The sequence below is a fragment of the Sphingobium sp. 15-1 genome (assembly GCF_013375535.1).
In the GTDB taxonomy this organism is placed as follows: domain Bacteria; phylum Pseudomonadota; class Alphaproteobacteria; order Sphingomonadales; family Sphingomonadaceae; genus Sphingobium; species Sphingobium aromaticivastans.
The window spans coordinates 443,345-466,438 of record NZ_JABXJG010000003.1 but is presented as its reverse complement, the minus strand read 5'-3'; the positions used below and the strand labels follow the sequence as shown (position 1 = coordinate 466,438).

The following is a 23,094-nucleotide window of genomic DNA, read 5'->3' as shown; positions in this document are numbered from 1 at the left end:
CAGATCGCAGGCCGGATCGATAAATCACCAAATATCTACGCGATTTCATAGCTCTACGCCCACCCGCGCACAGGTCTCATAAAGCGGTTCCGCCGAGATCACGAAGCTGCAGGGCAGCTTTCGCAATACGCTCACTAGGGCGCGAACTCATAAATTGGGTTGAGCTGTCGGCATTGGCGTGATTCAGGTGGCCTTCGGAAATGGAGGATGCATGACGCGACGGCGATACGAACTGACGGACAAGGAATGGCTGATCATCGAGCCATTGCTGCCCAACAAGCCGCGCGGCGTTCTGAAGCGCCCCGGCTTTTCAGGAGGCAGTTTTCATTGGGCTATGCAGCCATATCGAGGTTCTCGAGGGCTGCATAGTAATTGTCTTCGGCCTCAGCGGGCGGGATGTGCCCGATAGGGCCGAAGAGCCGGTGATTGTTGTACCAATCGACCCAGCGCAGCGTTGCCATTTCCACGGCCGAAACACTTGGCCATGACCGCTGCCGCCAGATGACCTCGGCCTTGTAAAGGCCGTTGATCGTCTCGGCCAAGGCGTTGTCGTAGCTGTCGCCGACGCTACCAACCGAGGGAACGAGCTTGGCCTCGGCCAAGCGCTGGGTATAGTTCATCGCAAGGTATTGAACTCCCCTGTCGCTATGGTGGATCAGCCCATCATCGGGACCTGGCCTGCGGGCATGAATCGCCTGCTCCAGGGCATCCAGAACGAAGCCTGCAGTGGCTGACGTGCTGACCTTCCACCCCACAATCCGCCGAGCAAAAGCGTCAATCACAAAGGCGACGTAGACGAAGCCCGCCCAGGTATGCACGTAGGTGAAATCGACAACCCACAGAGCGTTGGGCCGGCTGACGCGAAACTCCCGATTGACCTTGTCCAGCGGACACGGCGCCTTCGGGTTGCTGACAGTGGTGACTGTCTTCTTTCCACGCCGGACGCCCGCCAGTCCCATGGCCCGCATCAATCGTTCCACCGTGCATTTCGCCACCATGATGCCGTCCCGCCGCATCTGGTGCCAGACCTTGCGTGCGCCATAGAGGCCGAAGCTGGCCTCATGGACTCGCTTGATCTGCTCCCTGATCTCCTCATCGCGCCGGGTACGTGCCGGACGCCTCCCGGAATCGGCACGGCGTGCAGCATGTTCATGGTATGAGGAAGGGGCGATCGCCAGTTCGCGGCAGATCGGCTCGATCCCCAAATCCTCGCGATGGGCGTCGATGAACGCCATCATCATCTCCCGGGGCGGTCGAGCTCCGCCATCGCAAAATATGCTGATGCCTTGCGCAAAATCTCGTTGGCCCGGCGCAACTCCTTCACTTCGCGCTCAAGCAACCTCAGCCGCTCGCGGTCATCGGCAGCCAGCGCCGCTGGTCCCGCTCGTCGGCTCGCCTCCTCGCGGCACCAGCGGCGCAGCGTCTCCAGCGAGCAGCCGATCTTCGCCGCGATCGACTTCATCACTTCCCATTCCGAGCCATATTCAGCACGCTGCTCCGCGACCATACGGACCGCGCGCTCGCGGACTTCAGGAGAAAATTTGTTCGTCGTCTTGCTCATCACGGATGCTCCTTCTCACAAGTTGGAGCCTCCTGAAAAGCCGGGGCGCTTCATTCCTCGGGTTGACGACCGTCGTGTCCTAAACGGTATTCTCTGGCGTTTCCGCTCTGGTGCGCCTTGGGCGGAAATCCCGGAACGCTATGGCCCATCGACCACCTGCTACAACCGGTTCGTCCGCTGGCGGAAGGCTGGTGTGTGGGACCGGCTGTTGGCGGCGGTTTCCGTCGGCTTCAACGGCGAATTGGTGATGATTGATTCCACCTGCATGCGCGTCCACCAGCATGGTGCGTCGGGCAAAAAAGGGGGCCTGGAGATCATGGCATGGGACGTTCCCGGGGCGGTCTTACGACCAAGCTCCATGCTCTTGTCGACGCTAATGGACGTCCTGTCAGCCTGAGACTGACGGGCGGCCAGGTCCACGATGCTTGCGAAGCTGAAGCGCTGATCGAGGCCATTCCCGAGGGCGCTACCCTTCTGGGCGACAAGGGTTATGACAGCATCGTCATCCGCGAGGCAGCTGCGGCCAGGAACATCTGGGCAAACATTCCCAACCGTTCTAACCGCAAGCAACGCTTCGGGTTCTCGTCGTGGCTCTACCGCCAGCGCAACCTCGTCGAACGTTTCTTCAATCGCATCAAGCAGTTCCGCGGCATCGCCACTCGATACGAAAAGGACGCCGCCAACTATCTCGCTGCCATCAAGCTCATCTGCGTGCGACTGTGGTGCAATGCGTAATGAGTCTACGCCCTAGCCCGTCTTATTCGTGACGATGTCCGTTCCGCCGATCGCCGGGTTCAGGAGTCATCTGCTTGGTGATCAGGACGAGTGATCGCGCTGCGTCTTTTTCACCGCGGATGTTCGAGAGGTTTGCGAGATTGAAGGACGGGGTACGGTTCAGCGGCATGGCCGCGTGGTCTAGTGGATTGACCGGAACAAAAGAGTCCGATGGGGGATTCCCATCGGCTTGCTGGCGTGCGAGTCTGAGAGGATGCGCGATGGCATCACTTTCACCCTGTCCGCCGCCGACCGTCAGCGATTGTGCGACATTACAGCGGCCCCGCAGAGCCCGCAGAAGCACGTTTGGCGGGCCCGTATTGTGCTGCTGAGCGGCGATGGTCTGGGTACCTCGGCGATCATGGCCGCGACGGGCAAGTCCAAGACCTGCGTCTGGCGATGGCAGGAACGCTTCATGAACGAAGGCGTCGAGGGTCTGCTTCGCGATAAATCCCGTCCGCCCGGCAAGGCGCCGATCCCGCCCACGCATGTCGCCGAGATCGTCCGCCTGACGCATGAGCCGCCCCCGCACGAGGCGACCCACTGGACGTTGCGCGCCATGGCGAAGGTGGCTGGCGTTGCCGCCTCGACGGTGCAGGCGATCTGGAAGGCGCACGGTCTCAGCCCGCACCGCTGGCGCAGCTTCAAACTGTCGAACGACCCGGCGTTTGCCGAGAAGCTCACCGAAATCGTCGGCCTCTATGTCGATCCGCCGGCTCATGCGGTGGTGCTGTCCGTCGATGAGAAGTCGCAAATCCAGGCGCTCGACCGCACCCAGCCCGGCCTGCCGATGAAGAAGGGCCGCGCAGGCACCATGACCCATGATTACAAGCGGCACGGCACGACCACGCTGTTTGCCGCTCTCAATGTGCTGGACGGAACGGTCATCGGGCAGAACATGCAGCGCCATCGTCATCAGGAGTTCATCCGTTTCCTCAACCGTATCGAGCGCGAAGTGCCGGCGGACAAAGCGATCCACGTGATCCTCGACAACTATGCGACACACAAAAAGGACAAGGTCCAGCAATGGCTCGCCCGCCATCCGCGCTGGACCTTCCATTTCACGCCAACCTCCAGCTCATGGCTCAATGCCGTCGAGGGCTTCTTCGCCAAGCTGACCCGACGCCGGCTCAAACACGGGGTCTTCCATTCCCTCGTCGATCTCCAGGCCGCCATCAATCGCTTCATCCGCGAATACAACGCCGCAAACCCCAAACCCTTCATCTGGAAAGCCAATCCCGACGACATCATCGCAGCCCGAAACCGAGGGTTCCAAACGTTGGAATCAATCCACTAGGTGGGTGCGGTCCTGAGCGCGGCGGCGACGGTTCGGAACGTGTTGGCGTCGGGACAGGCGGATGCGAAGGCGACGCGGATTCGGGTTGCAGTTTCGATCACGCGGGCGGCGACCTTGAGAAGCCGCAGGCGCAGGGTGGCGAACTCGGCATCGGCAATGGCTGCTGCTTTGGGGACAGCCTGCTGGATGCGCCACATCAACCAGTAGGCAGCGGTGTGCAGAATGAGCCGCATCTGGTTGGCGTTGGCCGATCGGCACGAGGTGCGATCGCTGCTGAGCTGGCTCTTGTGCCGCTTGATCAGGTTTTCGGCCTGGCCCCGGGCGCAATAAAGGCTGTCGTAGATATGTTCGGCGGAGCCGTTCGCCAGGGAAGTGACGACGTAACGGATATCCATGCCCAGGGTGCTGGCTTCAATCCGGGCGACGACGCGGCGCTCGCATTTCCAGCTTTTCGCCCCATAGCGGATCTCGGCATAGCTACGCAGGACCACGCGCTGTTTCTCGGCACGCTTGACCGCGCAGGCATCGGCGGCGGCGGCGATGTCAGGGTTAGCGCGCAGGGCGGCATTGGTGGGAAGGCCAAAGACATAGTCGATACCGTGCGCCTTACAAAAGGCCATGACCTCTGGCCGGCCATAATGCCCATCGCCGCGGATGGTGATGTGCGTTTGGGGCCAATGCCGACGGATATGCCGAATAAGGCGACGGATGTGCCCTGCAGCCTCCGCACCCGACGGCGTCTTGCCGGTACGCAGCAGCATGGCAACGGGTCGCCCCGTTGCCGTGTCATAGACATGGATCGGCAGGAAGCAGCGCTCGCCGTGGTGGCCGTTCCAGAACGACAGCTGCTGATAGCCGTGCACGACGTCGCAGGTATCATCGATATCCAGCGTCACTACCTTGGGCGGTTCGGGGTAGCTGGCGCAATAGATGCGAACCATCGCGACCATCATCCGCGCCAATTGGCGCGTCGTCGGCGCATTCTCCCACCTGCTCATTGTCGGTTGGCTCGCCAGACCCGCGCCTGAATCCAGCAGCTTGCCCAGCGCCAGGCGTAAGCGGGGCAAATTTCCGTGCAGGGGTCTTTTCAAGCTTCACGGTTTGTGATTCACACTTTGGATGACTCCCGGTGGATCTGGCCCTGACGACGATGGCGGTTTTGCCGATTTACGCCGTGTGGTTGGTGCGCTGGCGGCGCAGGTGAAGTCGCTTCAGGATTCTCAGGACGAGCATGCTGCGGTAGTAGCACTGAAAGATGCCGAGATTGCGGCCCTGAAGGACGAGATCGCGCGGCTGAAAGGGCTGCCGCCGCGACCGAAGTTCAAGACGAAGCCATCGGGGATGGAGCAGGCAACATCGAAGCCGAAGAGCAAGAAAGGCCGTAAACGCGGCCGGGGATCGGTGCGTGACAAGCTGGCTGTAACGTCAGAAGTGAAGCTGAAGGCGGATGCGCCTGCCGGATCGAGGTTTCGCGGCTACGAAGACGTGCTGGTGCAGGATCTGAAGATCAGCGTCGAGGTGGTCCGCTATCGCCGGGAACGCTGGGAGGCGGCGACGGGCGAGCGGATATTGGCGCCTCTGCCGCCGGGCATCCTGGGTGGCTTTGGCTCCGAGCTTCGCCGCTTCATTGCCGCAGGTCACTTCCAGGGGCAGATGACGAGTGAACGGCTGACAGCCATCTTGAACGGAATGGGCCTGCAAATCTCCAAGCGGCAAGTTGTCCGTCTTCTGAGCAGGGGACTTGAAGCCCTGGTGGCTGAAGATCAGGCCGTTTTGCGCACAGGACTGGAGACCGCCCGGTGGATCAGCGTCGATGACACCAGCGCTCCCCATGCCCGGCGCAATGGCTATGTCACGCAACTGGGTGACCAGCGCTTTGCGGTGTTCCGGAGTGGCGTGTCCAAGTCCCGTGCCGCCTTTCTGGGTCTGCTCCAGGCCGGGCGCAGCGAGCATGTCGTCAATGACGTGGCAGTGGCCCGGATGCGCGAGATGAACATGGCGGCGGCCCAGATCGATGCCCTTGCAAGCCATGGTGACAAGCGCTTCGCTTGTGCCGAGGCCTGGGCTGCCCACCTTGCGGCGCTGGACTTCGACAAGCTCAACGTCCAGCCCGATCCGGTCAAGGTCGCTACCGAAAGTGCCCTGTGGGGTGCCATCAGCGAACAAGGCTTGCTGGGCGACACGGCGATCGTCTCCGATGGTGCCGGCCAGTTCCGGGTCGGAGACAATCATGCTCTGTGCTGGGTCCATTGCGAGCGGCTGGTGCACAAGCTCCAGCCCAGCTCGAAGAAAGATCGTGACGCCGTCGAGCTCAAACGCACCCTGATCTGGTGGCTTTATGCCGACCTCAAGGCATGGCAGCGCTATCCCGATCCCAAACGGGCCAGAGCCCTGCGGGTCCGCTTCGACCGTATCTTCACCAGGCGCACCGGTTACGTGATGCTCGACCGGCTGCTCACGCGCCTCCATCGCCAGAAGGCACAGTTGCTTCGCGTCCTCGAGCGCCCGGAAATCCCCCTGCACACCAATGGTTCGGAAAACGATATCCGCGCCTTCGTCACCAAGCGCAAAATCTCCGGCGGCACCGTCAGCCAGGCCGGAAGGATCGCCCGCGACACCATGATTGGCCTGCTCAAGACATGCGCCAAGCTGCGCATCTCTTTCTACCAATTCCTCGGCGACCGCTTCGCTGTCCCCGGCGCACCACACGTCCAATGGCTACCAGACCTCGTCCGGCACGCCCCAGCCTGAACGCCCGGGAATCTGCCCCGGTTACGCGCCAGGCGAAAGCCAGGATCGTCGCGCAGGGCATCAAGGTCGTTAGCGTCTTCGTAGCCGCAGGCGATCGCCAGGATCCGCGCCCGCAGGATATCATCAAGCTTATGGGTGACCCGCGAAGGATCGCGCGGGTCGGCAATGCAGGCCGCGAGTTGCCGGCAGACACCCATTGCACGCTCGGCCTGAGCCAGCAGCAGAACACCACCGTCCGAGGTCAATCGCCCTCCATCGAATGCCCCTGCCACTTTCTTGCGCGACACTGCTGGAAACGAAATCACCGCCGCGCTATCGTGGCTCTTGGCGGGAGTGGCCTGTGGCATTTTTTGCCTCGCTGCAGGTTGGTCTAGACATCCAATTTCCTACAGCAAGTCAAGGGCTTAGGCCACTCACGCCAACCCTTCATGTCCAGCCTGATGAATAAGACGGGCTAGTGCATGCCTTGTAACGGCGATTGCACGAGAAATCCTTGCGGACATTGCCCAATTTAGGGCACATATTAGCATATTATAATTTCGTGGGGCCTTTGATGGTGATTTTATGCCAATTCAGCCGTTAGATGAAATAGATGTAAGAATCCTTGGACGGCTGCAGGCAGATGGCCGAGTCACCAACCAGCAGCTCTCCGAGGCCGTTGGCCTGTCACCGAGCCCTTGCTTGCGAAGAGTTCGCCTCTTGGAGGAGAGGGAGGTCATCCAGGGCTATGTGGCGCTCGTAAAACCCGAGGCGGTCGGACTCGGCGTCACTGCGTTCGTTCGTATACGCCTTGACCAACAGGATGATACGCACCTAACCCTTTTTGAAACCGCCTTGGCCAAGTTTCCCGAGGTTATGGAATGCTATCTGATGACCGGGGAAGCCGATTATCAACTTCGCGTTCTCGTCAGCTCTCTGGGGGAGTTCGAGGATTTCCTGCGGCATAAACTAACCAAGATCGTCGGCGTCTCGCAGGTAACTACCAGCTTCGCGCTGCGGCCGGTCGTCTACAGAACTGCGCTCCCGGTGCGCATTGGCGCATGATCGGCGGCGCCATAACGCGAGGATATGTGTATCGCCGTCCAAGTCGAACCCACCTCAACCCGGCGCAACCATCTTTAAAGTTTTGGAATGACGTGTATTGGAAGGGTTCCAATCAGCGCTTATCCTTACCCCGGCTCTGGACATTTCTCGTTTTAAAACAGCGGAGAACAGAAAGCCGACACGGCGCAGCTTCGGCGCCGATCCACATATCAAGAGAAACGGTAAACCGCTCCGATCCTGATCAACGGGCTTATGACCGCGGGATGAAGCGATACGTGACGCTGCATCGGATGAAATACACAGATACGATCATCCGTAAACGCCTGTAGCGGTAGAGCGCTGCGGGTTTGTCGCTGGGCCGCCATCGTCGATTGTCGCGCAAATACACCCAGAGTCGCCCCGTCGCCGTCTTGCCGCTACCCGGCGACAGCACCGGAACCGGCGTGTCGTCGGCGTGAAGCTTGGGGCTTGCCATCACATGCTCGGCGATACGATCGACCAATGGCTGGAGCAGCCAGCTGACCTGGCCCATCCAGTCTGCCAGCGTCGATCGGCTGATCTCGACCCCCTCCCGCGCGAAGATCTGCGATTGGCGGTAGAGCGGCAGATGGTCCGCGAATTTCGAAACCACCACATGGGCCAGCAGACCCGGTCCGGCTCGGCCGCGGGGGACCGGCAGCGAAGGTGCCGGTGCCTGGCTGATCGCATCGCAGCGTTTGCAGGCCAGCTTCGGCCGAACGTGCCGCACGACGTGGAAGCGTCCCGGAACATATTCCAGCACCTCGCTCACGTCTTCGCCCAACCGCGCCATGGCGCCGCCGCAGCTGGTGCAATCGTCCGCTGCCGGCGCCGGGTGCAGCACCTCTTCGCGGCGGAGATGCGCAGGGAGCGGCTTACGGCTAGGCTGACTGCTTTCTGAGGCAGGTTCCTCTGCCGTCCTGCCAGCGACCACGCAGGTGGCATGCGCCTGTGCGGCCTCCAGATCCTCCAGCGACAACTCCAGCTGATCCGCCAGCAGCAACAGCCGCTCCGAGGACTGGCCGAACTTCATCCGGCGCAGGCGGGCAAGCTGGACCTTCAGCTTCTCGATCTGCAGCGTCGTGAGCTTGATGGCATTTTCGGCTGCGGCGAGCTGCTGCCGTGTGTCCTGATGCGCAGATCGCTCGGCCGCCAGCGCCTGCTCGGATGCAGCAAGTTTGGCCTGCATCGCCGCCAAAAGCGCCTTCACCGCATCAGGATTGTCGGGGATGTCCAGCGCATCGGAAGACATGATTTTCCATACCAGAACAGCGACTCTCGCCCAAGCGAAATGCGCGGTTTTCTGCAGTTTTCCGCTACATCTGGACGGGCGATCGAGGTGCCTCCGGGGCGACCGTGCGACGCCAGTCCATCGCCTCGATCAGCAGGGCGAACTGCGCCGCGCTCAGGACCACGCCGCCATTCACCAGCGGCGGCCAGACAAAGCGATGACGCTCAAGGCGCTTGGAGAACAGGCAGAGGCCGGTGCCGTCCCAATAGAGCGCCTTGAGATAGCTGGCCTTCCGGCTGCGGAAGAGGAAGACGTGCCCGCCATATGGCTCCTGGACGAACAGCGGACGCACCTGCGCCGCCAGGCCATCGAAGCCGAGCCGCATGCTCACCGGCTTGCTGGCCAGGTACACCTTGGTGCCGGGTGGGAGCGAGATCATGCCGTTTCCCGCAGCGCCCGCAGCACGCGGGCCAGCGCCCTTTCGTTGACATAGCTGTCCACCGACAGGCGAATGCCGCTCGGCAAGTCGATGTCTATGCCACCGGGACGCGCTCCTGGATGGGGACGGACCAGATCCTCCATCGGTCCGGCAGATGACGAAGGGTTCGCGGGTGATCGCTCGAGCGATGCCGGCGTCGGCGCCATGCTGGGCTCAGGCGGCGGCGAGTCCGACACCATGCCATAGGGAATGAACTGCAATGGCTCGCTGGCGACGTTCGACCCCTTCCGCTGCGCCGAGCGCCAGTTGTAAATGAGGCTTTCCGCTATGCCGAGCCGCCGCGATACCTCGCGCACTGTCACACCCGGCGCAGACGCTTCCGCGACTACAGCCGCCTTCTCCGCATCGCTGTAGATCCGCCGCCGCTCCGTTCGAGTGATAACCTCCATTCGCCCCATCTCCCACCCTACCTATCTAAGGCAAAGGCGGTCCACCAAAGGCTCAGCCACATTGCAGATTTAACCTCATACCATCTGGGCATGCCGTTGGGGCACCATTAGGTTCGATCAGTCTGTCTTCTTACTTTGCTTAATCTTTGCAAAATGCTTATCGAGGCTGGAGACAATCGCGATATAGACACCGTGCAACATCGCGCTCTGCTGCTCGCCGACGCTGGCCGGGACGCAGTCGAAGTTGGAAGAGATCGTCATCAAGCAGCCGCCGTCATCAGTTTCGTCCAGGCACCAGCTCGCGATATAATTGCGAATACCGGCTGCAAAATCGTCTGTGGCGTCGTAATATAGGCGATGCGCCACAGGATCGGCCAGCAATAACACTTCACGATTTTCCAGAGGGGCACCGTTCTTCACGGCGCCGTCTCCGCGCGACATGACCCGCGTGCGCGGAATGGCGTTCGGCTCGCCTTCGAGCCAGCTTTCCATCATCTTCATGCCCTCGGTATTAGAGCCGTCATCGAACCAGGCCAGCGAGCCCCAGTCGGTGATCAGGGCCCATACATCCTCTATGTTCGCGCCGATCTTTCCTTGGTAATATCCAGTTACTCGGTAAACATCGGACACAGCATCCCTCCATCGCTAAAACACCGGCAGAGTTTAGTCGATCCATACTAGACTTTCAATCTGTGATTGAGCTATCGCGATATTCCGCGTCGCGCTGCAAGCTGTTCCGCCGCCGAGATCAGCCTTGCCTGACCGGCATGTGGATTTTAAGGCCCGAATGCTGAGGAGAGCGCCGATGGGCAAGGCGCGGACATCAAAGGAGATATGCCATGAGCGCAGACGATCGCCTTGCTTTGCAGGAGCTGAACTATAAATATGCTTATTATGTAGATAGTTTTCAGCCTGACGCTTGGGCGCAACTGTTCACACCTGATGGCATCTTGAATGAAAGCGACTTCTTTCCCGACGCTCTTTTCGAAGGGCGCGACGCCATCCGCGCTTATGGCGTCAAGATCAGCGAAACAGTCGACAATATCGTCCATCTCATCAGCAACCAGTTGCTGCTGGAGTTAACGCCGACCAGAGCACGGGGTCTTGCGTTTTGCCTGGTGGAGACCATGCGCAAAAATGGCGAACGCATCCGTTTCCACGTCAAATATGAGGATCAATTTGTCAAAGTCGGCGATTCTTGGCTGATCGCTAACAAAACACTGCGTAAATCCTTCCCGTTTGAGAATGTGCGCATCGACGAGTGATCGCAGTTACCGATCATCGCCCAATGATGACGTGGGGAAAGCGGCGACACGGGAGCTCCCGCGTCGCCATTTCTCTTATCATTCGATCGGAATCATGGCTTCCCCGTGACCGAGTCCGGGCGGCGATCCCACATTCGTGTTGCCGCTGAGGCACAAGCTGCCGCCAACATAGGCATGCTTATATTGCAAACGTCGCACAGGGCATCATGGCGCTTTGGCAAAGCACGCAAGATAAAACGATTCCATTTCGCTGCTACGCCCAGACATCATCCCCGCTGCGCCGGACAATTGGGCAAGTCGCTGTCATATGCTGGTCACAGCGCGAAAAATTCGTCGGCAAACTCCTGAATCGTGTCCAACCCCTGCTGGGGCGTGTCACATTTGGGACTAAAGACGAGTTCATCCACACCCAAAGCCTCATAGTCCGGAAGGCGGTCCTTCTGGGCACGCACGAGCGCGACGTCCATCGCAGCCAGTTGCTTGTAGAGGCTCGATATCTCTTTCCCGTTGTTCGCCATATGTGGCGCGAGTTCGTCAAGAAACCGCTGAAATTCCGATGGCGTTTTCCAATTGATGTGGAAGCCGTCGCCATATTTCGCGATTCGGCGCATCGCAGGCGGAGTTTCGCCCCCCACGATGATTGGCGGGCCCGGTCGCTGGATTGGCAGAGGGTTTAGGCGTCCGCCTGGGAAATCAATGAACTTCCCGCGATAGGCATCGCCCGAACCTGAAAACAACAGCTTCATCACTTCCAGATATTCGTCCGCCCGCTGCCCGCGCTCGCCGAAGGGCACACCCAGCGCGTGGAACTCTTCACGCATCCAGCCGATCCCCGCACCATAGACGAAGCGACCGTTGCTGAGAAAATCGAGCGTTGAGATTGCTTGCGCCTGTTGGACCGGCGAGCGATAGGGGACCACGGCGATCCCCGTGCCAAGCCGTATCCGGCTTGTCGCGCCGGCCATCGTCGCAAGCAGTATGAAGGGATCATACCAAGGCGTCAGCGAATCGAACAAACCGGCAGGATAGTTGGAATCATCGAAACTAGGCGGGGTAAGGACATGATCGCCTACCAGAATCGAATGATAACCGATCCGTTCGGCTTCCTGAGCCAGCCGAATGATGTCACCAGGATCAGGCGTATGACCCAGGATGGCGCTACAATTGATGGCGTACTTCATCCCCTCATCTCCCTACTTCATGTTCTTTTTTCTTGGGCGCGGATGGCTGTGACGACCCGCGCGCGCGAATTGCGCGCCGTAGTTTCTCAACGGTGGCCGGTGGGACCCGACCGGGCGAAGCACAACGTCCGCCCGGTCACGATCCTCAAGCTGGAACAGCGTCAGCTGCCTGCCGCTTTTCGAAATAACGCCGAAATCCCTTGAGGATGGCGTCAGAATAGGTGCGTTCGATCAGCGATATCATATAGTTGAGGTCGGCATCTCCGACGATGTCGAATTCCGACTTGAACGTCATGAGCGTTTCGCCCGTGGGCAGGCTGTCCAGCATCGTCGTCGCAAGATAATTTCGGAACTCGCTGCGCAAGACAGCACCGCCCGGATTGGGACGCGGCTTCATGTCATAGACGATACGCTTGGTCTCATTATCCTGCAGCCACAATTTTTCATCAACCGCAGATCCTGTCACATGCCGCACTACACGCGTGCGAGGCACGGAATCAGGCTCTCCGATCAATTCCACGCTAGCGATTTCCGGACCGGGGCGCCCGCCATCTTCGGGCTTCACCCACCAGCGTTCGAACCCGCCCCAGTCCGTGAGCAATTCCCAGACATCGTCAAGAGGCGCGTTGACGATGCCGCGAAACTCCGCATGGCCTCTTTTATAATCTTGCATAATTGGTGCCTCCAGTTTTCCTCGTGCGCGACGGTCCAATTCCGCGACCTCTGCAAAGCATCAAGCGATACTGTATTGCGAGGCACAGCGGTCTTCAGCATCTTGCCAAGCGGCGAATAGTATCGATCTACTATCTATCAGTGTCAAGGCCAGCGCCGCTGCGGGGCTGGCCTTGGCGGTCAATAGCTTTTTGGCAGATCAAGAACCTTCTCCGCGATGAAGCTCATGATGAGTTGCTCGGTGATCGGCGCGAGCCGGGTGATCGCAACCTCGCGATACAGGCGCTCTACATGGTATTCCTTGGCATAGCCGAAGCCGCCATGCGTCGCCATCGCCTGCCAACAGGCTTCCTGCCCGGCGCGGGCACCCAGGAATTTGGCGGTGTTCGCTTCGGCCCCGCACGGCAATCCGCTGTCATATAGTTCGGCGGCCCGCATCACCATCTGCCAGGCGCTTTCCAGATACATCCAGCGTTCTGCGAGCGGATGCTGGATGCCTTGGTTCTGCCCGATCGGCCGATCGAACACCACACGCTCCCGCGCATATTTAGAGGCGCGGCGTATGGCGTCGTTCCCGAGGCCGATGGCTTCGGCGGCGATCAGCACGCGTTCGGGGTTCAGGCTGTGCAGCAGATAGGAGAACCCCTTGCCTTCCTCGCCGATTCGGTCCTCTTCGGGAATGAACAGTCCGTCTATGAAAATCGCGTTGGAATCCACCGCCTTGCGGCCCATCTTTGGGATCTTGTGTACGTCGATCTTGGATCGATCTAGGTCCGTGTAAAATATGGTGATGCCGTCCGTGGGCCGGGCACAATCCTCGAACCGCGTCGTGCGGGTGAGCAGCAGGATCTTGCTTGCCACCTGCGCGGTCGATGTCCACACCTTCTGGCCGTGGACGACATATCCACCCGGCACCTTTTCGGCGAAGGTCTTGATCCGCGTCGTGTTCAGCCCCGCATCAGGCTCGGTCACGCCGAAAGCGACCTGGTCTTGACCCGAAATCAGCCGGGGAACCCAGCGCGCCTTCTGCTCCGGCGTACCCTTCACCACAATCGGATGAGGGCCGAACAGGTTAATGTGGACGGCCGATGCCGATGTCATGCCGCCGCCGTGGCTTGCCACCTCGTTCATCATGATCGCCGCTTCGGTAACGCCAAGTCCGGCCCCGCCATATTCCTCGGGCATGGTGATGCCCAACCACCCGCCATCCGCCATCGCCTTGTGGAATTCGAACGGAAATACACCGTCTTCGTCGCGGGTGAGCCAATATTCATCATCGAAGCGCGATACGACGGCGCGTACGCCCTCGCGGATGGCGTCGCGTTCTTCCTGAGTGGGTAGGGGTCGAGGGGTGGACATGGTCATGCTCCTGCCAGCGTTCTGCGTGCGGCCTTAAGGTGAGGGATGTCGTACATTTTGCCGTTGATGCCGAGCGTACCGGCGTCCGGCGAAGCGGCAAAGGCGGCAACTATGGCCTGCGCCTCTGCGATTTGTTCGGGAGTGGGCGAAAAAGCCCTGTTGATGACGCCGACTTGGTCGGGATGAATGGCGATCCGTCCCACAAAGCCATCACGGCGCGCACGCTTGCAGTCTTGCTCCAGCCCCTGCATGTCGCGGAAATCGGCGTAAAGTGTGTCCAGTGGGAGGACCTCGGCTGCCGTCGCGGCGAACAGGCACTGCGCCCGTGCGACCTGATAGGGGAAAGTCCATCTGCCGTCCTCGTCCTTGTTGTCGGTCGCGCCGATCGCGGCTGCCAGATCCTCCGCCCCCCAGGTCATTGCGATCAGGCGGGGCGGCGGCGGCGCATAGCTGCCAAGATTGAACATGGCGTGCGCTGTTTCGGTGGCCACGACGGCGAGCTTAACCGTGCCGTGCGTTATCCCCGCCCGCTGCTCCAGCATGTCCAGCTCGGCGGCGACGCGCGCCACATCCTGGGCGGAATGCGCCTTGGGAATGAGCAGGCCGTCAAGCCCGGGTTTGACCACAGCAGCCATGTCGTCAAAGGTCATGCCCGTGTCGAACGGGTTGACGCGCACGAAAAAGCGCCAGGAACGCTCACTCCGGTCGTCCAGCAGCTCCGACACGTGCGCCCGTGCGGCAGCCTTCATCGAGGGCGCCACGGCATCTTCCAGATCCAGGATGAGAGCGTCTGCTCCCACAGACGCGCCCTTGGCGAACTTGCGTTCGCTGTCGCCCGGGACGAACAGCATCGACCGCAATCTCATGCGGGACGTCCCATCATCAAGGCATTGCGCTTCGTCGAACAGACGACATCCCCATGTTGGTTAAAGCCGATATGCTCGAAAGTTACAATTCCTTGGCCGGGGCGCGACTTGCTGGGCCGCACCGCATCGACGCGGGTTTCGGCGCGTATCGTATCGCCTGCGAATACGGGCTTGGGGAATACGGTATCGGTCATACCGAGGTTGCCAACGGTGGTGCCCAAAGTGGTATCCTGCACCGAAAGACCGATCACGAGGCCGAGCGTAAAAATCGAATTGACGAGCGGCTTGCCAAACTCCGTGCCCGCTGCATAGGCGTGATCGATGTGGATGGACGCGGGATTGTACGTCATCGACGAAAACAGCATATTGTCCATGTCCGTCACCGTGCGGCGGATTTCATGCTGAAATACCTGGCCCACCTCGAAGGCGTCGAAATACAAGCCTGCCATTTGCCATGGTCCTGTCTAGTGTCTATATACTAGATGCTGATTGACAGCATGTGCTCCGCTTGTAAATAATCCATTTATCGGCGGGTATTTCAGCTGCTGCGGGGACTTCTTAAATGCCGATGATATTGGATGCGGATGCGCTCATGGCGATGCTGCCTGCGGGCGGGCGGGTGCTGGTGTCGGGCTGCTCGTCCGAATCGCTGGTGCTGGCTGACGCTACCGAACGGGCTGGCGACGGCCTGGTTGGGATGACGTTCACCGGAATATTTGTGCCAGGCTTGAACCAGCGCACCTATCTGGCTAGCGCCTCAGCTACCACCGAAACCTTTTTCCTCACGCCCGAACTGAAGGCTGCAGGGGACCGGGTCCGTTTCCTTCCGCTCTGCTATGCGGATATCCGGCAACGCCTGTTGGAAAACCCGCCGGACGCCGCCTTGATGATGGTGTCGCCCCCCGACGAAGACGGATTGTGCAGTTTCGGCCCGACGGTGGATTTTTTGGCAGAGCTATGGCCGCGCATTTCGGTGCGGCTGGCCCATGTCAATCCGATGATGCCCCGCACGCGCGGACAGGCCGTCATCCCCTTCGCCGAAATCAGTGCCGTCACCTACGCGCCGCAGCCTTTGCTGGGGATGGCCGACAGCGGCGGCGACGCGGTCGCCGATGCAATCGGACGCCACATCGCCCCGTTCGTGCAGGATGGCGCGACCTTGCAAACCGGGCTGGGCAAGGTTCCGGGGGCCGTTCTCCGGGCCCTGACCAACCGGCGGAACCTGCGTATTCATTCCGGCCTCATCGGGGACCCTGTCGTCGATCTGGAAGAGGCGGGGGCACTGGCTTCGGGCGTGCCGGTCACTGCCGGTGTGGCTATCGGTTCAGAGAGGCTATACCGTGCGATCGGCGGCGCTTCCTATCGCTTTGCGCCAGTCTCGGTTACGCATGACGCCGGGGTGATCGGCGCGATATCAGACTTTGTCGCAGTGAATTCGGCGACCGAAGTCGATCTGTTCGGCCAAGCCTATGCGGAAGTCGGACCCAAAGGCTTCATGTCCGGCCCCGGAGGCGCTATCGACTTCGCGCGCGCCGCGCGGCTGGCGGGCGGCCTGCGCATCGTTGCGCTCGCGGCCAGTGCGGCACGGGGGACGATCAGCCGGATCGTGCCACCCAATGCCGGCGCCGGTCCGGTGTCGCTCAGCCGCACGGATATCGACCTTGTCGTAACGGAACATGGCGTGGCGGACCTGCGCGCCGCGAGCCACGCCGACCGCGCCGCGTCGATCATCGCCGTCGCCGCCCCGGCTCACCGCGCCGAACTGACGGCCGCATGGCAGGCGTTTATGGAAAAAAGCTGACGCGCTCCGCGCTCAGCGTTTTTTCGCCGCCAGCTTCTCCTGCATGGCGCGCATCCGGTCCTGCAATTCGTCGCCGAAGAACAGCCCGCTGACCGCCAGCCGCTCGACATTGCGACCCTGATTGCGGTCGAGATCGGCCGCCAATTCGAGCGCTATCTTGCCAGCGCCAAAGGCCTCAGGCGGAAGCACAGCCAAGGACCGGCAGAATTCCAGCGCCTTGTCCGTGAACGCATCCTGCTCCAATATATCGTGGATGATGCCGATCGTCAGGGCGCGTTCCGCGTCGACCTGGCGATTGGCCAGCACCAGCCATCGCGCCCAGTGTGAACCTGCCAGTCGAACCAGCCGGCTGGTGCCGCCTGATCCCGGCAACATGCCCAACGCGATTTCGGGCAGACCGAACCGCGCATCCGCGTTCGCCAAGCGAAAATCCGCGCACAGCGACAGTTCCAGAGCGCCGCCCAGGCATGGTCCCTGAAAAGCGACGACAATCGGCTTTTCGATCGCTTCCCATTCATCACCCAAGCCGTGCAGGCTGCCCGCGCCCTGCCGATACCACCGGCGGAAAGCGCTGGGGCCCTTCAAATTCTTGTCGGGCGCGAGACCACCGTTGAGATCGATCCCGGCAGAAAAATACTTTCCATTGGCAGTGAGCAGCATCACGCGCAGATCGTCGCGATCTCGCAGTCGCGCAGTCGCATCGCGCAGCCCTTCAAGCATCTTCACGCTGATCGCGTTATACTTCTCGGGACGATTGAACGTCACTTGGATGATGCCGTCATTTTCGGAAATGAGTATTTCGGGGTTGGGCATTGCAATATCCATCGTATAGTATGCTCGAACTAAACCAGCCGTGCCCGATATTCGCGCAAGCTGCAAGACACTAAGTGGGAAAGAAGGAGGACGGATGGAACAGCATTTCACGGACGGCGTGGCGATTGTCGCTGGTGGCAGCGGCGGCATTGGTTCGGCGATTTGCGCGTCGCTGGCGGCTGCCGGTGCGAATGTCGCATTCACCTATCGTTCGCGCAAGGACGCGGCCGACGCCGTCGTGGCGTCGGTGGAGGCAGCGGGACGCAACGCGCTCGCTATGTCGGTGGATCACACCGATCCGGACGCGATGAAGCGCTTTGTCGATGCAGCAGCGGAACGTTTCGGCCGTGTCCATTCGGTTGTGTACGCCGCTGGCCCACATATCCCGATGAAATTCCTGAACGCAATTACGCCTGCGGAATGGAAGCAGGTATTCGACGTTGACGTAAATGGGGCGTTCAATCTGGTATGGGCGACGCTCCCGCATCTGAAGGCGGGTGGCGGCGGGTCGTTGATCGCCGTGATCACCGCTGCTGTTGAAAAAGTGCCCATGCGCGACCTGTGTTCGGCAGCGCCCAAGGCCGCGATCGAAATGCTGTTCCGCGGCATCGCCTTAGAGGAAGGACGATTCGGGATTCGCGCGAACTGCGTTGCGCCCGGCTTCATCGATGCGGGCCTTGGTCATGAATTGATCGCAAAGCCGGGTATAGAAGAATGGGTCGACGGCATCCGCCGGATGCTGCCGATGAAGAAGTTCGGCGTTGCACAGGATATTGCCGACGCTGTGCTGTTCCTGCTCTCAGACCGGGCAAAATATGTCACCGGCCAGTCGCTTGCCGTCGATGGCGGCCTGCAGCTTTAGACGCGAAACCAGCTGCTTGAAGGCCGGCCCGGTCGACGAGGAAGGATGGTGTCATGAACAAGAATCTGGATCAACCCGCATCGGATTAGGATGAAGTCGCGTCGGGGAGGAACGCAACTCGTATCGCCCGTACCGGATCGGGTGATTTGGCCTAGCTTCCCGAAGAGGATGCTCAACATCAGGCTTCCGATCAAAGAAGGCGATGTCGACGCGCAGCCGCATTGAACGGCCAAGCGGCCTCACCATTTCCATCGTCCAGGGCAGCTATCGAGCGAAGCACGAAGGCTGCCCTGGAAGCGATCAGGCTTTTTCGAGGATATGAACCGCGCACGCCGTTCCCAGTCCCACGACGTGGGTCATGCCGATGCGTGCGCCCTCGACTTGTCGTGCACCGGCCTGCCCACGTAGGTGACTGACGATCTCGTAAAGGTTGGCGACCCCCGTTCCACCGATCGGATGCCCCTTAGACAGCAGTCCGCCGGACATATTAACCGGGATGCGCCCGCCGAGCGTGGTTTCACCATCATACAGCATCCGCACGGCCTCACCTTCGCCGCACAAACGCAAATTTTCATAATGGAGAAGTTCGGCCGGAGCGAAACAGTCGTGCAACTCCACCAGGTCGATCGCGTCCGGCGTCAGTCCCGCCATGGCATAGGCCTTGTCGACGGCAAGGCGCGACGCGCTGTTAATGTCCGGCATCGTCGGGTCGCGTTCCTGCCAGGGATCCGACGCGATGGCGGTGGCACGGATTCGGATCGCACGATCCATCAGGCCGAGCTCGCGCACTTTGCGTTCGGACATCAACACCGCTGCGGCCGCGCCGTCGACGTTGATCGAACACATCAGCTTGGTGATGGGATAGGCGATGATCTCCGCCTCCATCACCATGTCGAGCGGCGTCTCCTTGCGCAGGAACGCCTTGGGATTCATCGTCGCATGATGATGGTTCTTGACTGCCACCTGCGCGAAATCGGCGAAGGTTGCGCCGTGCTTGGCCGCGTATTCCATGCCCGCCTCGCCAAAGATCGCGGGCATCGACGCGGAACCCAGCAGGCCTTCGGTCGGCACCAGACCGGCGGCGGGGTCGCCCAGCATTCCCATGCCCGTCATCTTTTCGGTGCCGACACATAGCACGGTATCATATTCGCCCGCGCGGATCGCCGTCCACCCTTCACGGATGGTCGTCGCGCCGGTGGCGCAGGCGTTGACGACATTGACCACCTGGACGCCGGTCTGCCCGATCTGCTGCAGGATCTTCTGGCCGATCATTCCGGTGAAACGGCTTCCGCCATAGACCGCCTGGATGTCGTGAATGGTGAGGCCACTTTCCTTTAGTGCACCCAGCGCCGCTTCGGCACCGATCTGCGCTGCCGATTTTTCGGGATAGCGGCCGAAATGGGTCATTTCGATCCCAACGATATAAACATCTTCGCTCATTGCGCAGGCTCCTGGTCAGCGGGCTCGAAGAAATGGCTGATGAAGCGGTTGCCCTCCGCGTCGGCATGCCCCGAATCGTCGAAGACCACGCGGACCCTGCGGCCATGGACGATCTCATGTGGCTCGAATGTTGCGGACCGCAGCACACCCTTCAACGTCGGTCCGCCATCCAGATCCACGATCGCGGAAATGAAGGGAACGGCCACGCCCGGATAGCCGCGGCGAACGATTGAGGCGGCATGAAGTTTTCCGCTGACGGCCGGCGTGAACGCGTCGAGTGCGCCCGCGTCCGCGCCACACCGGGCGCAGGCAAGCCGCTCCGCTTCGGCGAAGCTGGCGCCACAGGCGGAGCAGCGCAGCGCCGTCAGCCGCAGGCCTTCATCGTCTATAACGATGAAGGGAAAAGCCGCCCTTTGTCCATTAGTCGTCATTACAGCGCCTCCAAAATAGTAACATTGGCCTGGCCGCCTCCTTCGCACATCGTCTGCAAGCCGTATCTGGCGCCACGCGCACGCAGGCCATGGATCAGCGTCGACATCAGCTTCGCACCCGACGCGCCGACCGGATGACCCAAGGCGATCGCTCCGCCGTTGACGTTCACCTTCGCCGGATCCACGCCAGTATGCTTCAGCCATGCCAAGGGCACCGGCGCAAACGCCTCGTTCACTTCGAACAGGTCGATGTCATCCAGCGTCATACCCGCCCGCTTCAACGCCTTGTCGGTCGCATATAGCGGTTCTTCCAGCATCAGGATCGGGTCGCCGGCCGTCACCATGAAACTGGCGATCCGTGCGATCGGGGTCAGTCCATATTCCTTCAGCGCCTTTTCGGACACGATCATGACCGCAGCCGCACCATCGGTGATCTGGCTCGCAGTCGCCGCCGTGATAAGACCGTTTTCGATGATCGTCTTAACGCCCGCCATCGATTCCAGCGAGGCGTCCCAACGAATGCCCTCATCCTTCACATGCATGTCGCCCGTGCCGTCGGGCAGGGTGATGGCGATCGGCACGATCTCGCCGTCGAAGGCGCCCGAATTGGTGGCGGCTATCGCACGGCGATGGCTTTCCAGGCCGAATGAGTCGAGGTCATCGCGCGTAAAGCCCCATTTTTTCGCGATCATTTCGGCGCCGTTGAACTGGCTGAAATCCTCGATGCCGTAGCGGTCACGGATGGACTGAATCATCGGCGTCGCGCCTTGCGCGCTGTTAGTCGCCGAACCCAGCGGCACGCGGCTCATGCTTTCGACCCCGGCCGCTATCACAATGTCCTGCGTTCCGGACATGATCGCCTGAGCGGCGAACTGGACCGCCTGCTGGGACGATCCGCACTGGCGGTCGATGGTCACCGAAGGGACGGATTCAGGAAGGTCGGAGGCCAGCACGGCGAACCGCGCGATCTGGCGCGATTGTTCGCCATATTGCGTGACGCAGCCCAGGATGACGTCGTCGATCGCCTCGCCCGGCACGCCCGATTGGGCAACTACCGCGTTCAGGACCTGCGCGGCGAGTTCGACGGGATGCTTTCCCGCGAGTCGCCCGTTGCGCCGGCCGCCAGCGGTCCGAACAGCGGACACGATATAGGCGTTCATATGCGTTCCTTTTCGCTCCTGTGTCTGTTATATGAGAAATCCCAGGCCGTTATCCAGGCTTGGAGGTTTTGGCATCGCGCATTCGCACGCTTTCCATGCTCGCCAGCCAATACCGCAATGTTGAAGCCAGCATGGGTCACGTGTTACCTCGCAAAGGGCCCAATCCGGCGTGAATGACGCCCCATCGCCCGTTTCTATTGCTCCATAAACCCATTGCATTCGACTGTGCAAACGATTAGGTCCTACATACTGTTTTTTGCCGAATTGACGAGGATGCCATGGATTACGATTACCGGAGGGGTTTCGTAGCATACCCCGATGCCGCACCCGATAGTCCGGGCGCGAAGGCCCCTTATATCGATCACGGCACCGCTCGAATCGACCCCAAGCGTTTCTACAGCCCGGAAGAGGCTGCACTCGAATGGGACAAGATGTGGACGAAAAGCTGGCTGTTCGTCGGCCTAACCCAGGATCTTGCCGAAATCGGCGACTGGTTCAAGGCGGAGTATGGCAAGGAATCCTTTGTCATCGTGCGCAATGGGGAAGGTGATGAGGGCGTCGCTGCCTATTACAACGTCTGCCCGCATCGCGGCAACCGCTTGGTCCACACCGATTTCGGCAGCGCGGGCGCGGCCGCCGATGGCGGCGCCTGCGTATTTACCTGCGATTTCCACGGCTGGAAGTACGGGCTCGACGGCAAGAATGCCGAAATCCGCGATGAAATGATTTTCCGTCCCGAAGCGGTCGCACATCGTCCCGGGCTGAAGGCGGTGCGGTGCAGCGTCTGGAACAGTTTCGTGTTCATCAACATGGACCCGGACTGCAAGTCGCTGCTCGAGCATCTCGACGTCATTCCCTCCCATCTCGCGCCCTATCCGTTTGAAAAATACCGGGTCATTCGCGACATCTACACGCCTTGGGATGCGAACTGGAAAACTGCGCTCGACGCCTTCATCGAATTTTACCATGCCGATGACGTGCATCCGCAGCTGCTGGGCTTTACCGAGACGCTCGAATGCCAATATGATCTGTATGGCAATGGCAACAGCCGGATGATCATTCCGGTCGGTTATGTCACCAGCCGCAACGAAGACCGGGATACAGTGACCGAAGCGCTGAAGGGCTTCCTTCAGTTCTACGGTGGCAACCCGGACGACTTCACCCATCTTAAGGGCCATCAATATAGCTCTGCGATCGCCGAAACGCGGCGCAAATGGGCCAAGCGCCACAATTATGATCATTTCGACAACCTGACCGACGAGCAGGTCAATGACGACTGGAACTACTTCGTGTTCCCCAACATCACGATCAACGCGTTCAGCGATGCGTTATTGATCCAGGTGTTCAGCCCACACCCGACCAACCCTAGCAAAAGCTACTACCGCGCTATTTCGCTGTGTCTGCCCGTTGGCGGAACGCAGGACATGGTGATGGACCCCGGCCAGTTCGGCCCAGCGGCGGTTTCGGAACCGGGTTGGGACGGGTCGATCCGCCCGCCCATCATCGTCCCGCAGACGCTAGAGGAATTTGGTTCGGTTCTAGCGCAGGACGCCGTCCGCGTTCCTGAAGTTCAGAAGGGGATCGAATCGTCCGCTTTCGACGGCTATGTCTTGTCGGAATCAGAAAATCGTATCCGCCACTACCTTGCCGAAATCGACCGGCTGATTGGCCGGACCTGAG

At 60.6% G+C, this 23,094-nt stretch carries 22 protein-coding genes, 3 pseudogenes and 1 other annotated feature; of the genes and pseudogenes, 9 read left to right on the top strand and 16 right to left on the bottom strand.

The window, feature by feature from the left end; genetic code table 11:
- Nucleotides 1–211 precede the first annotated feature (211 nt).
- Nucleotides 212–292 (top strand): annotated as a pseudogene (locus tag HUK72_RS25180) (IS5/IS1182 family transposase); the annotation flags it as partial.
- A 40-nt stretch (nt 293–332) separates the two neighbouring features.
- Here HUK72_RS25180 and HUK72_RS25175 read toward each other — a convergent pair.
- Nucleotides 333–1,561 (bottom strand): IS3 family transposase gene (locus HUK72_RS25175; RefSeq protein ID WP_176599234.1). Its coding sequence is split into 2 segments (ribosomal slippage): nt 333–1,273 and nt 1,273–1,561, totalling 1,230 coding nucleotides; the frame shifts between segments, so codons are not numbered across the junction.
- Nucleotides 1,164–1,280: a sequence feature (AL1L pseudoknot), on the bottom strand. Its footprint overlaps the gene before it by 117 nt.
- Between HUK72_RS25175 and HUK72_RS25170 the strand changes: the two genes are divergently transcribed.
- Nucleotides 1,554–2,296, top strand: a protein-coding gene (locus tag HUK72_RS25170) for an IS5 family transposase (RefSeq protein ID WP_218036314.1) whose coding sequence is annotated in 2 segments (ribosomal slippage) — nt 1,554–1,862 and nt 1,865–2,296 — 741 coding nt in all. Because the reading frame shifts where the segments join, the coding sequence is not laid out codon by codon here. The genes HUK72_RS25175 and HUK72_RS25170 overlap by 8 nt on opposite strands.
- A gap of 253 nt (nt 2,297–2,549) precedes the next feature.
- The gene (locus HUK72_RS25165; protein ID WP_176595971.1) at nt 2,550–3,632 is read left to right on the top strand and encodes an IS630 family transposase; all 1,083 of its coding nucleotides are present in this window, start codon (nt 2,550–2,552) and stop codon (nt 3,630–3,632) included.
- On the opposite strand, the pseudogene HUK72_RS25160 reads toward HUK72_RS25165, so the two are convergent.
- Nucleotides 3,629–4,696 (bottom strand): annotated as a pseudogene (locus HUK72_RS25160) (IS1380 family transposase); the annotation flags it as partial. The gene HUK72_RS25165 and the pseudogene HUK72_RS25160 sit on opposite strands and share 4 nt — an antisense overlap.
- Before the next feature lie 55 nt (nt 4,697–4,751).
- Here HUK72_RS25160 and HUK72_RS25155 point away from each other — a divergent pair.
- Entirely contained in the window at nt 4,752–6,383 is a 1,632-nt protein-coding gene (locus HUK72_RS25155) for a transposase (RefSeq protein WP_176596369.1), read from the top strand.
- Nucleotides 6,384–6,400: 17 nt separating this feature from the next.
- Here the strand turns inward: HUK72_RS25155 and HUK72_RS25150 are convergent.
- Nucleotides 6,401–6,730: pseudogene (locus HUK72_RS25150) on the bottom strand (transposase); the annotation flags it as partial.
- Between the two features lie 217 nt (nt 6,731–6,947).
- Between HUK72_RS25150 and HUK72_RS25145 the strand changes: the two are divergent.
- A complete protein-coding gene (locus tag HUK72_RS25145; protein ID WP_176599233.1) occupies nt 6,948–7,427 on the top strand; it encodes an Lrp/AsnC family transcriptional regulator in 480 nt (159 codons plus the stop codon).
- A 250-nt stretch (nt 7,428–7,677) separates the two neighbouring features.
- Here HUK72_RS25145 and HUK72_RS25140 read toward each other — a convergent pair whose 3' ends face one another.
- The 4 genes from HUK72_RS25140 to HUK72_RS25125 all read right to left on the bottom strand — a co-directional run bounded on the left by HUK72_RS25140 (nt 7,678) and on the right by HUK72_RS25125 (nt 10,194).
- Nucleotides 7,678–8,697 (bottom strand): IS66 family transposase, encoded by a 1,020-nt coding sequence (locus HUK72_RS25140; RefSeq protein ID WP_369806065.1) that lies wholly within the window; start codon nt 8,695–8,697, stop codon nt 7,678–7,680.
- Nucleotides 8,698–8,761: 64 nt separating this feature from the next.
- Nucleotides 8,762–9,115 carry an IS66 family insertion sequence element accessory protein TnpB gene (gene tnpB / locus HUK72_RS25135; protein ID WP_176599232.1) on the bottom strand — a complete coding sequence of 118 codons (354 nt, stop codon included), beginning with the start codon at nt 9,113–9,115 and terminating at the stop codon, nt 8,762–8,764.
- Nucleotides 9,112–9,573 (bottom strand): transposase, encoded by a 462-nt coding sequence (locus HUK72_RS25130; protein ID WP_176599231.1) that lies wholly within the window; start codon nt 9,571–9,573, stop codon nt 9,112–9,114. Before HUK72_RS25130 ends, tnpB begins: the two co-directional genes overlap by 4 nt.
- A 108-nt stretch (nt 9,574–9,681) precedes the next feature.
- Nucleotides 9,682–10,194: an SRPBCC family protein gene (locus tag HUK72_RS25125; protein WP_176599230.1), complete on the bottom strand. Its 513-nt coding sequence runs from the start codon at nt 10,192–10,194 to the stop codon at nt 9,682–9,684.
- A 209-nt stretch (nt 10,195–10,403) separates the two neighbouring features.
- Here HUK72_RS25125 and HUK72_RS25120 point away from each other — a divergent pair, with 209 nt between their 5' ends.
- The gene (locus tag HUK72_RS25120; protein WP_176599229.1) at nt 10,404–10,829 is read left to right on the top strand and encodes a nuclear transport factor 2 family protein; all 426 of its coding nucleotides are present in this window, start codon (nt 10,404–10,406) and stop codon (nt 10,827–10,829) included.
- Between the two features lie 314 nt (nt 10,830–11,143).
- Here the strand turns inward: HUK72_RS25120 and HUK72_RS25115 are convergent, their stop codons facing one another.
- The 5 genes from HUK72_RS25115 to HUK72_RS25095 form a co-directional block, all read right to left on the bottom strand.
- The gene (locus HUK72_RS25115; protein ID WP_176599228.1) at nt 11,144–12,010 is read right to left on the bottom strand and encodes an LLM class F420-dependent oxidoreductase; all 867 of its coding nucleotides are present in this window, start codon (nt 12,008–12,010) and stop codon (nt 11,144–11,146) included.
- A 145-nt stretch (nt 12,011–12,155) separates the two neighbouring features.
- Nucleotides 12,156–12,722, bottom strand: a complete 567-nt coding sequence (locus tag HUK72_RS25110; protein WP_176599227.1) for an SRPBCC family protein — start codon at nt 12,720–12,722, stop codon at nt 12,156–12,158.
- A 140-nt stretch (nt 12,723–12,862) separates the two neighbouring features.
- Nucleotides 12,863–14,041: an acyl-CoA dehydrogenase family protein gene (locus HUK72_RS25105; RefSeq protein WP_176599226.1), complete on the bottom strand. Its 1,179-nt coding sequence runs from the start codon at nt 14,039–14,041 to the stop codon at nt 12,863–12,865.
- Nucleotides 14,042–14,043: 2 nt separating this feature from the next.
- A complete protein-coding gene (locus HUK72_RS25100) occupies nt 14,044–14,892 on the bottom strand; it encodes a CoA ester lyase (RefSeq protein WP_255326010.1) in 849 nt (282 codons plus the stop codon).
- A gap of 11 nt (nt 14,893–14,903) precedes the next feature.
- The gene (locus tag HUK72_RS25095; RefSeq protein ID WP_176599224.1) at nt 14,904–15,356 is read right to left on the bottom strand and encodes a MaoC family dehydratase; all 453 of its coding nucleotides are present in this window, start codon (nt 15,354–15,356) and stop codon (nt 14,904–14,906) included.
- Nucleotides 15,357–15,499: 143 nt separating this feature from the next.
- Here HUK72_RS25095 and HUK72_RS25090 point away from each other — a divergent pair, with 143 nt between their 5' ends.
- Nucleotides 15,500–16,708 (top strand): acetyl-CoA hydrolase/transferase family protein, encoded by a 1,209-nt coding sequence (locus HUK72_RS25090; protein ID WP_176599223.1) that lies wholly within the window; start codon nt 15,500–15,502, stop codon nt 16,706–16,708.
- A gap of 12 nt (nt 16,709–16,720) precedes the next feature.
- On the opposite strand, the gene HUK72_RS25085 is transcribed toward HUK72_RS25090, so the two are convergent.
- Nucleotides 16,721–17,521, bottom strand: a complete 801-nt coding sequence (locus tag HUK72_RS25085; RefSeq protein ID WP_176599222.1) for an enoyl-CoA hydratase/isomerase family protein — start codon at nt 17,519–17,521, stop codon at nt 16,721–16,723.
- A gap of 94 nt (nt 17,522–17,615) precedes the next feature.
- Here HUK72_RS25085 and HUK72_RS25080 point away from each other — a divergent pair, with 94 nt between their 5' ends.
- Nucleotides 17,616–18,383: an SDR family NAD(P)-dependent oxidoreductase gene (locus HUK72_RS25080; protein WP_176599221.1), complete on the top strand. Its 768-nt coding sequence runs from the start codon at nt 17,616–17,618 to the stop codon at nt 18,381–18,383.
- 300 nt (nt 18,384–18,683) lie between these two features.
- On the opposite strand, the gene HUK72_RS25075 is transcribed toward HUK72_RS25080, so the two are convergent.
- Genes HUK72_RS25075 through HUK72_RS25065 form a run of 3 tightly spaced genes read right to left on the bottom strand, consistent with a single transcriptional unit; the run spans nt 18,684 to nt 21,414 of the window.
- Nucleotides 18,684–19,823: a thiolase family protein gene (locus HUK72_RS25075; protein WP_176599220.1), complete on the bottom strand. Its 1,140-nt coding sequence runs from the start codon at nt 19,821–19,823 to the stop codon at nt 18,684–18,686.
- A complete protein-coding gene (locus tag HUK72_RS25070; RefSeq protein WP_176599219.1) occupies nt 19,820–20,254 on the bottom strand; it encodes a Zn-ribbon domain-containing OB-fold protein in 435 nt (144 codons plus the stop codon). Before HUK72_RS25070 ends, HUK72_RS25075 begins: the two co-directional genes overlap by 4 nt.
- A complete protein-coding gene (locus HUK72_RS25065; RefSeq protein WP_176599218.1) occupies nt 20,254–21,414 on the bottom strand; it encodes an acetyl-CoA C-acetyltransferase in 1,161 nt (386 codons plus the stop codon). The genes HUK72_RS25070 and HUK72_RS25065 overlap by 1 nt, the downstream gene beginning before the upstream one ends.
- A gap of 278 nt (nt 21,415–21,692) precedes the next feature.
- Here HUK72_RS25065 and HUK72_RS25060 point away from each other — a divergent pair, with 278 nt between their 5' ends.
- Complete coding sequence (locus HUK72_RS25060; RefSeq protein WP_176599217.1) at nt 21,693–23,093, top strand: SRPBCC family protein; 1,401 nt, start codon at nt 21,693–21,695, stop codon at nt 23,091–23,093.
- Nucleotide 23,094 lies beyond the last annotated feature (1 nt).

What these genes read in the sequence shown, in the direction of transcription:
- HUK72_RS25165 (WP_176595971.1), top strand. Translation starts at nt 2,550, where the DNA reads ATGCGCGATGGCATCACTTTCACCCTGTCCGCCGCCGACCGTCAGCGA.
- HUK72_RS25155 (WP_176596369.1), top strand. Translation starts at nt 4,752, where the DNA reads ATGACTCCCGGTGGATCTGGCCCTGACGACGATGGCGGTTTTGCCGAT.
- HUK72_RS25145 (WP_176599233.1), top strand. Translation starts at nt 6,948, where the DNA reads ATGCCAATTCAGCCGTTAGATGAAATAGATGTAAGAATCCTTGGACGG.
- HUK72_RS25140 (WP_369806065.1), bottom strand. Translation starts at nt 8,697, where the DNA reads ATGTCTTCCGATGCGCTGGACATCCCCGACAATCCTGATGCGGTGAAG.
- tnpB (WP_176599232.1), bottom strand. Translation starts at nt 9,115, where the DNA reads ATGATCTCGCTCCCACCCGGCACCAAGGTGTACCTGGCCAGCAAGCCG.
- HUK72_RS25130 (WP_176599231.1), bottom strand. Translation starts at nt 9,573, where the DNA reads ATGGGGCGAATGGAGGTTATCACTCGAACGGAGCGGCGGCGGATCTAC.
- HUK72_RS25120 (WP_176599229.1), top strand. Translation starts at nt 10,404, where the DNA reads ATGAGCGCAGACGATCGCCTTGCTTTGCAGGAGCTGAACTATAAATAT.
- HUK72_RS25115 (WP_176599228.1), bottom strand. Translation starts at nt 12,010, where the DNA reads ATGAAGTACGCCATCAATTGTAGCGCCATCCTGGGTCATACGCCTGAT.
- HUK72_RS25105 (WP_176599226.1), bottom strand. Translation starts at nt 14,041, where the DNA reads ATGTCCACCCCTCGACCCCTACCCACTCAGGAAGAACGCGACGCCATC.
- HUK72_RS25100 (WP_255326010.1), bottom strand. Translation starts at nt 14,892, where the DNA reads ATGCTGTTCGTCCCGGGCGACAGCGAACGCAAGTTCGCCAAGGGCGCG.
- HUK72_RS25095 (WP_176599224.1), bottom strand. Translation starts at nt 15,356, where the DNA reads ATGGCAGGCTTGTATTTCGACGCCTTCGAGGTGGGCCAGGTATTTCAG.
- HUK72_RS25090 (WP_176599223.1), top strand. Translation starts at nt 15,500, where the DNA reads ATGGCGATGCTGCCTGCGGGCGGGCGGGTGCTGGTGTCGGGCTGCTCG.
- HUK72_RS25085 (WP_176599222.1), bottom strand. Translation starts at nt 17,521, where the DNA reads ATGCCCAACCCCGAAATACTCATTTCCGAAAATGACGGCATCATCCAA.
- HUK72_RS25080 (WP_176599221.1), top strand. Translation starts at nt 17,616, where the DNA reads ATGGAACAGCATTTCACGGACGGCGTGGCGATTGTCGCTGGTGGCAGC.
- HUK72_RS25075 (WP_176599220.1), bottom strand. Translation starts at nt 19,823, where the DNA reads ATGAGCGAAGATGTTTATATCGTTGGGATCGAAATGACCCATTTCGGC.
- HUK72_RS25070 (WP_176599219.1), bottom strand. Translation starts at nt 20,254, where the DNA reads ATGACGACTAATGGACAAAGGGCGGCTTTTCCCTTCATCGTTATAGAC.
- HUK72_RS25065 (WP_176599218.1), bottom strand. Translation starts at nt 21,414, where the DNA reads ATGAACGCCTATATCGTGTCCGCTGTTCGGACCGCTGGCGGCCGGCGC.
- HUK72_RS25060 (WP_176599217.1), top strand. Translation starts at nt 21,693, where the DNA reads ATGGATTACGATTACCGGAGGGGTTTCGTAGCATACCCCGATGCCGCA.